1 pseudogene is annotated in these 253 nt (G+C 67.6%); it reads right to left on the bottom strand.

Annotated elements, in window-relative coordinates:
- A pseudogene (locus tag R0J88_RS21880) lies at positions 1 to 253 on the bottom strand (MBL fold metallo-hydrolase); the annotation flags it as partial.

Below are 253 nucleotides of genomic sequence, written 5' to 3'. Positions count from 1 at the left end.
CATGCCTGGGCATTGGCCAGGTGGCCGAGCCGCCCCCCGACCCGCCGCTTGAGGCTGGGCGGATACGGCCCACTGGCCAGCATCTGCGGATCGTGGTTGAACTCCATCACCAGTGCGTCGCAATCGGCAAAGCACTGCAGCACATGCTCACTGACATGACCGAGATCGGTCAGCACGCCGAGGCGACGCGTGGCCGTCTCACCGCGCCGGTTGAACACGAACTGCACCGGCTCGCGCGCATCGTGGGGCACCG

It is taken from the genome of Pseudoalteromonas sp. SIMBA_162, assembly GCF_046535955.1.
GTDB classification, from domain to species: domain Bacteria; phylum Pseudomonadota; class Gammaproteobacteria; order Enterobacterales; family Alteromonadaceae; genus Pseudoalteromonas; species Pseudoalteromonas marina.
Note: the sequence above shows the minus strand (reverse complement) of the source record. Positions and strands in the feature narration are given on the sequence as shown.